Origin of the sequence: Mesorhizobium sp. M2A.F.Ca.ET.039.01.1.1 (assembly GCF_003998035.1) — a bacterium.
Taxonomy (GTDB): domain Bacteria; phylum Pseudomonadota; class Alphaproteobacteria; order Rhizobiales; family Rhizobiaceae; genus Mesorhizobium.
The window spans coordinates 1-6,735 of sequence record NZ_RZRY01000347.1 but is presented as its reverse complement, the minus strand read 5'-3'; the positions used below and the strand labels follow the sequence as shown (position 1 = coordinate 6,735).

The 6,735-nt window shown below is 63.0% G+C and carries 7 protein-coding genes; all 7 read left to right on the top strand.

Features of this window, described 5'->3' with window-relative positions; genetic code table 11:
* Window positions 1-26: 26 nt before the first annotated feature.
* Entirely contained in the window at window positions 27-647 is a 621-nt protein-coding gene (locus EOA24_RS23185; protein WP_126081523.1) for a MotE family protein, read from the top strand.
* Window positions 644-1,342, top strand: a complete 699-nt coding sequence (gene flgH, locus EOA24_RS23180) for a flagellar basal body L-ring protein FlgH (protein WP_126081522.1) — start codon at window positions 644-646, stop codon at window positions 1,340-1,342. The genes EOA24_RS23185 and flgH overlap by 4 nt, the downstream gene beginning before the upstream one ends.
* 18 nt (window positions 1,343-1,360) lie before the next feature.
* On the top strand, window positions 1,361-1,855 hold the full coding sequence (locus EOA24_RS23175) for a flagellar basal body-associated FliL family protein (protein WP_126081521.1): 495 nt from the start codon (window positions 1,361-1,363) through the stop codon (window positions 1,853-1,855).
* On the top strand, window positions 1,852-2,583 hold the full coding sequence (fliP, locus tag EOA24_RS23170) for a flagellar type III secretion system pore protein FliP (RefSeq protein ID WP_095766375.1): 732 nt from the start codon (window positions 1,852-1,854) through the stop codon (window positions 2,581-2,583). Before EOA24_RS23175 ends, fliP begins: the two co-directional genes overlap by 4 nt.
* Before the next feature lie 212 nt (window positions 2,584-2,795).
* Complete coding sequence (locus EOA24_RS23165) at window positions 2,796-3,794, top strand: flagellin (protein WP_126081520.1); 999 nt, start codon at window positions 2,796-2,798, stop codon at window positions 3,792-3,794.
* Window positions 3,795-4,048: 254 nt separating this feature from the next.
* Window positions 4,049-5,119 (top strand): flagellin, encoded by a 1,071-nt coding sequence (locus EOA24_RS23160; protein WP_126081519.1) that lies wholly within the window; start codon window positions 4,049-4,051, stop codon window positions 5,117-5,119.
* A 179-nt stretch (window positions 5,120-5,298) separates the two neighbouring features.
* A partial coding sequence (gene fliF, locus EOA24_RS23155) for a flagellar basal-body MS-ring/collar protein FliF (protein ID WP_127410099.1) occupies window positions 5,299-6,735 on the top strand: 1,437 nt, incomplete at its 3' end.

Genomic DNA, 6,735 nt, shown 5'->3' with positions numbered 1-6,735 from the left:
GACCTGGTCCTCCAATAGGCACGCCGATGATCGCGCTCCTCTCCTCGACACTGCATCGCCGCCCAAGACTTCACCCCGTGACCGGACTCCTCGCCATTAGCGCGATCGTCGCGTTGGCGGGCGGCGCGGTCCGTGCGGATGAAGTGCGCCAGGTATTGCCCGGCGGTCAGGCGCCGGCTCAGCCGGCCCAACTCACGCGCGAGACGGCATCGGCCCAGCCGGTTGGACTTGCGGTCGGGAAAGCGCCTGACGAAAGCGAGGTCCAGCGCTTCTGCTCAAACATCGCGGATGCCGCGCGCGACCGCCGCTACGCCCTGCAGGCGGAAGAGCTGAAGCAGTTGCAGGCCGGCATCGACGAGCGCATGAAAGCGCTGGAGGCGAAGAAAGCCGAATATGAAGAGTGGCTGAAGCGCCGCGAAGTGTTCCTGGCGCGCGCCGAGGACGGCGTCGTCAAGATCTATGCCGGCATGAAGCCGGACGCCGCCGCCGAGCGGCTGGCGATGGTCAATGCCGAGCTCGCGGCGGCCATCCTGATGAAGCTCGATTCGCGCAAGGCCGGCGTCATCCTGAATGAAATGGACCAGAAGGCGGCGGCGACGCTCACCGGCATCATGGCCAGCGCGGCGCGAAGGGTTGATCCGTCATGAAGTTGAAGTTCTTTGTCCTCGTCGCGGTTGCGGGGTTGTCCGGCTGCGGCACCAATTTCAAGGAGATCGGCCGGGAGCCTGCTATGTCACCCGTCGGTTCCGGCATCGGTGCCTCCGGCCCTTACACCTATCCCGAGCCGCCTGCCTCGCGGCCGAAGAAATTTTCACTGTGGGACGACCGCCAGAGCCGGCTCTTCACCGATCCGCGCGCCTTGCGCGCCGGCGACATCCTGACCGTCAACATCAAGCTCAACGACAGGGCTAATTTCAAGAACCAGAACGATCGCAGCCGCACCGCCGCGCGCAAGCTCGGCTATGACGTCACGCTCGGATGGGACGGCAAGAGCACCAGCGGCAAGGGCGACGCTGGCTTGAGCTCCAGCACGGAGACCAATGCCGACGGCGAGATCAAGCGCTCGGAAGACATCGAGCTCAACGTCGCCGCCGTCGTGACGGAGGTGCTGCCCAACGGCAATCTGATGATCAGGGGCTCACAGGAGGTCCGCGTCAACTACGAACTGCGGGTCCTCACCATCGCCGGCATGGTTCGTCCATCCGACATCGGCGCGGAGAACACCATCCCCTACGAGCGCATCGCGGAAGCGCGCATCTCCTATGGCGGCCGCGGCCGTGCAAGCGAGGTCCAGCAGCCGGCCTATGGCCAGCAGGTCCTCGACCAGGTTCTTCCTTTCTAGGGCCGGGAGAACGCTGCGATGGCCAATGTTGAGCAGGTCCAGCCCAAGAAGGGACCTTCCCTGGTGATCCAGCTCGCCATCCTGCTGGTCATGACGGGCGCGGCCATCGGCATGGGCTGGGTTTCCGGCGGCTATCTCAAGCAGGGCGAGACGCCGGCGCCAGTGCCCGCGGCGCCGGAGAATACCGGCAAGGCGGAGAAGACCGGCGAAGCCGGCAAGGCCGCTGCCGGGCCGACGCTGGCTCAGTTGGCGCCGATCACCACCAATCTCGCCTCGCCGTCGGACGTCTGGATCCGGCTGGAGGCATCGGTTCTCTATGACGCACCGCAGCCGCCGGAAGTGACCGAGCAGATCCACCAGGATCTGCTCGCCTTCGTGCGCACGATCAAGCTGCATCAGATCGAAGGCGCCAGCGGCTACCAGCATCTCAAGGCCGATCTCGATGAGCGCGCGGCGCTGCGCAGCGGCGGCCACGTCAAACAGGTTCTCGTCAGGACGATGCTGCTCGAATGAGAAAGTTCCTCATAGCCACGGCGCTCATCGTCGTCACCACCTCCGTCGCCGCGGCCCAGCAGCTCGATCTCGGCGGCATCGGCAAGGCCGACGGCACGACCGTCGGCTACCTGATCCAGATGTTCGGCCTGCTGACCGTGCTTTCGGTGGCGCCGGGCCTGCTCATCATGGTGACGAGCTTCACCCGCTTCGTCATCGCCTTCTCGATCCTGCGCGCCGGCATCGGCCTACAGTCGACGCCGGCAAACCTGATTCTGATCTCGCTGTCGCTGTTTATGACCTTCTATGTCATGGCGCCGACCTTCGACCAGGCCTGGAACACCGGCGTGAAGCCGCTGATGGACAACCAGATCACGCAAGGCGAGGCGTTCGAGAAGATTTCCGGTCCGTTCCGCGACTTCATGCTGCACAATGTGCGCGACAAGGACTTCGACCTTTTCGCCGACCTCGCCCGCGAGCGTGGCCAGACTGTCTCGCGCGAGACCGTCGATCTGCGCATCCTGGTGCCGGCCTTCATGATCTCGGAAATCCGCCGCGGCTTCGAGATCGGCTTTCTCATTGTTCTGCCCTTCCTCGTCATCGACCTCATCGTCGCCACCGTGACCATGGCCATGGGCATGATGATGCTGCCGCCGACGGTGGTGTCGCTGCCGTTCAAGATCCTGTTCTTCGTGCTGATCGACGGCTGGAACCTTCTCGTCGGCAGCCTGGTGCGATCCTTCACTTGAAGCCGCAGAGGCCGGCGCCGGATACGCGCTCGATTTTTGCGCAATATATTTTCGATTAACCCTGCGATTTAGCGCTTTGGTAGGGACTGGCCCGCATATTGCTCGCAGATGGCGGGTGATCGGGTTTTACAGATCATTGGCATGATGCCGCACCGTCATACCGGACATGCCGGTATGTCAAAAAATCCGTGTAAAAATAGGGTACGAGTACCATGGCCAGTATCATGACCAACGCCTCGGCGTTGACCGCTCTGCAGAGCTTGAACGCCACCCAGAAGAACCTCGACACCACCCAGGCCCGCATCTCGACGGGCTATCGCGTTTCTCAGGCTTCCGACAACGCCGCCTACTGGTCGATCGCCACCACGATGCGCTCCGACAACCAGGCCATGTCCACCGTTTCGGACGCTCTCGGCCTCGGCGCCTCGAAGGTCGACACGGCCTACACCGGCATGAGCAGTGCGATCGACACGATCAACAAGATCCAGCAGAAGCTGACTGCTTCGTTCGGCCAGACAGACGCTTCGAAAGAGAAGACCCAGACCGAAATCAAAGCGCTTCAGGACCAGTTGAAGGCCTATGCCGATGGCGCCACCTTCTCCGGCACCAACATGCTGTCCGTGAACAGCGGCACCGCCACCGCCGCTGCCGACGTCAAGATCGTCTCGGCTTTCAACCGCAGCGCCACCGGTTCGGTTTCGATCTCGACCATCGACGTCAACGTGGAAAGCATCAAGCTTTATGAAGCCGGCACCACGGCGGGAACGCAGAAGGGTATCCTCGACGCCAACTACGTCGGCGCGACCGGCGCCATCGTCGGCACGGCACAGAACCCGACCTTGGGTGCGGCTGCGGCGGCCGGCGACACCTACTCGGTAGCCGGCCTGAAGATCTTCGACTCGGCAACGGGCAAGGGCGCCAGCGACAGCCAGATTCAGGAGATGATGAACGTCGTCGATATCGCGCTCAAGGCCATGACGACCGCCGCTACCAAGCTCGGCGCCGCCAAGAGCTCGATCGACCTGCAGAAGACCTTCACCTCGAGCCTGATGGACTCCATCGATCGCGGCGTCGGCCAGCTCGTAGATGCCGACATGAACAAGGAATCGACCCGCCTCCAGGCGCTGCAGGTTCAGCAGCAGCTCGGCGTCCAGGCGCTGTCGATCGCCAACGGCTCGTCGCAGTCGATCCTGTCGCTCTTCCGCGGCTGATCGTTCTATACTGACCACGTCAAAGCATCGGGCCGCGCCAAAAGCGTGGCCCGATTTGCGTTTGCTCAAGGCCCGCGCAACCTTCGCTTCTTAACGTCTCCAAAGCCTACTTTTAACAGGCCATTAACCATATCGCGCTAGGTATGGTTAACCAATTGATACAGGTTGTCGACTCGGCCAGACCGGCACGATCGCAACCGATGGGCAGGTCGAGGCCTGCGTGGCATGCCGGCTTTTGAGAAGGAGCGAGTTTCTTGGCGAGCATCATGACGAACGCCGCGGCGTTGACTGCACTTCAAAGCCTCAACGCCACCAACAAGTCGCTCGAGCAGACGCAGGCGCGGATCTCGACGGGCTACCGGGTCTCCGAGGCCTCCGACAACGCCGCCTACTGGTCGATCGCCACCACGATGCGCTCCGACAATTCGGCGCTGTCGACCGTGCAGGACGCGCTCGGCCTCGGCGCCTCGAAGGTCGACACCGCCTATACCGGCATGAACAACGTGCTGGATACCATCGGCAAGATCAAGACGAAGCTTCTGTCGGCTGTCGGCCAGTCGGATGCCAACAAGGCCAAGACGCAGACCGAAATCACCGCGCTGCAGGCGCAAATGAAATCCTTCGCCGACGCCGCCACTTTCTCCGGCTCAAATTATCTTTCGGTGACGTCCACGCAGGTGGCGGCTCCCAATGACGGCGTCCAGCCGGATGCCAAGATCGTCTCTTCCTTCAACCGCTCGTCGTCCGGCGCGATCTCGCTCGGCACCATCGACATCGACGTCGAGAGCACCAAGCTGTTCGATTCCGGCCTCTCCACCGCCGTCAAGAACCAGGGCATCCTCGATCGCAAGACCTCGATCTATTCCACGGCCGCGGACCAGTCGGCGTATGACGCCGCCTATGCCACCGCGATCGCCGGCGGCGCTACCGACATCGCCGCCAACACCACCGCCCAAGCCGCGGTGACGGGCACGCCCGTCAAGATCGACAACGTCTCCGCCTTCAATCTCGACATCACGGCAACGGGCGTGACCGACGACATCATCACGCAGATGGTCACCAAGATCGACAACGTCATGAGTCAGCTTACTGACGCCGCCACCGTGCTCGGCGCCGCCAAGAGCTCGATCGACCTGCAGAAAACCTTCACGCAGAGCCTGATGGATTCCATCGATCGCGGCGTCGGCCAGCTCGTCGATGCCGACATGAACAAGGAATCGACCCGCCTCCAGGCGCTCCAGGTCCAGCAGCAGCTCGGCATCCAGTCGCTGTCGATCGCCAACAGCTCCTCGCAGTCGATCCTGCAGCTGTTCAAGAACGGCTAAGTCGCCTGCTCACCTTCGACCGACGAAAAGGCCGTGTCTGAAACGCGGCCTTTTTCGTTTCTCGAAGGAAGTTGCGCGTTCGGCATCTTGCTGGCTCTTTGCCGGCGCGCCCTATCATCCTCGCACAAGCTTCGCGGTCTAGTCTTGCGGCGGACAGTCGTGCTGGGAGCCGTTGAATCGTGCCGGAACAGATCCAGAGCATCATCGCGAATTTCAAGAGCTTCGGCGTGCGGCGTCTGGCGCTCATGGGCGGCATCGCGGCCCTGGTCATGGCCGTCATCGGCATCGCTTCCGTCTATCTCAATCGCCCGGCCTATGAGACGCTCTATGTCGGCCTCGAGCGTTCCGACGTGAACCAGATCGGCCTTGTGCTGGCCGATGCCGGCATCGGCTTTGATGTCGGCTCCGACGGCACTTCCGTGCTGGTGCCTGCCGGCACCACCGCGCAGGCGCGCATGCTGCTCGCCGAGAAAGGCCTGCCGACCAGCGCCAATGCCGGCTACGAGCTGTTCGACAATGTCGGCTCGCTCGGCCTCACCTCCTTCATGCAGCAGATCACCCGTGTGCGCGCGCTGGAAGGCGAGATCGCGCGCACGATCCAGTCGATCTCCGGCGTCAAGGCGGCGCGCGTCCATATCGTCATGTCCGAGCGCGCCAATTTCCGCCGCGACGAGCAACAGCCCTCCGCCTCGGTGGTCATCCGCTATACCGGCAACGATGCCGAGAAAAGCGCCATGTCGATCCGTCATCTGGTTGCGGCGGCGGTTCCCGGCCTCTCGGCCGACAAGGTCACCGTGCTCGATTCCAACGGCAATCTGCTGGCCGCCGGCGACGATCCTTCCAACACGAGCGCCGCGCGCACGCTGGGCGTCGAGCAGACGGTCGAGGCGCAGATCGGCGACAACATCCGCCGCGCGCTCACCCCCTATCTCGGCCCCGACAATTTCCGCGCCAGCGTCAAGGCTGACGTCAACACCGACAGCCGCCAGACCGAGGAGACGATCTTCGATCCGAACTCGCGCGTCGAGCGTTCGGTGCAATCGGTCAAGACCAACGAGGCCAGCAACCAGAAGCAGGCCTCGACCCCAACCAGCGTCGAGCAGAACCTGCCCGAGACGCAAACGACCAGCACCGAGGGGCCTCAGTCCTCCTCGCAGAACGACCGCAAGGAAGAGATCACCAACTACGAGATCAACTCCAAGAAGATCGCGACCGTTTCGAACGGCTACACGGTCAACAAGATGTCGATCGCGGTCGTCGTCAACCAGGATCGGCTGAAGACCATCCTCGGCAAGGATGCCACGCCGGAGCAGATCGCCAAGCGCGTCGCCGATATCCAGAAGATGGTGGCCTCGGCGACCGGCTTCGACGACAAGCGCGGCGACGTCATCGACGTGTCGGCGGTCGAGTTCATCAACGGCCTCGACGGTGAGCCGATCGAACAGCCGGGCATCCTCGCCTCGATCGGTACCTATACCGGCACGCTCATCAATGCCGGCGCCTTCATTGTCGTTGTTTTCCTGGTTGCCTTCTTCGGCCTGAAGCCGATGGCCGCCGCGCTGACGGCGTCGGCAAAGCCCGCGGCCATTGCCGGCCCAAGCTTCGACGATGTGCAA

Excerpts from the sequence above, each read along its gene's own strand:
- EOA24_RS23185 (WP_126081523.1), top strand. The coding sequence starts at position 27 with ATGATCGCGCTCCTCTCCTCGACACTGCATCGCCGCCCAAGACTTCAC.
- fliP (WP_095766375.1), top strand. The coding sequence starts at position 1,852 with ATGAGAAAGTTCCTCATAGCCACGGCGCTCATCGTCGTCACCACCTCC.
- EOA24_RS23175 (WP_126081521.1), top strand. The coding sequence starts at position 1,361 with ATGGCCAATGTTGAGCAGGTCCAGCCCAAGAAGGGACCTTCCCTGGTG.
- EOA24_RS23165 (WP_126081520.1), top strand. The coding sequence starts at position 2,796 with ATGGCCAGTATCATGACCAACGCCTCGGCGTTGACCGCTCTGCAGAGC.
- flgH (WP_126081522.1), top strand. The coding sequence starts at position 644 with ATGAAGTTGAAGTTCTTTGTCCTCGTCGCGGTTGCGGGGTTGTCCGGC.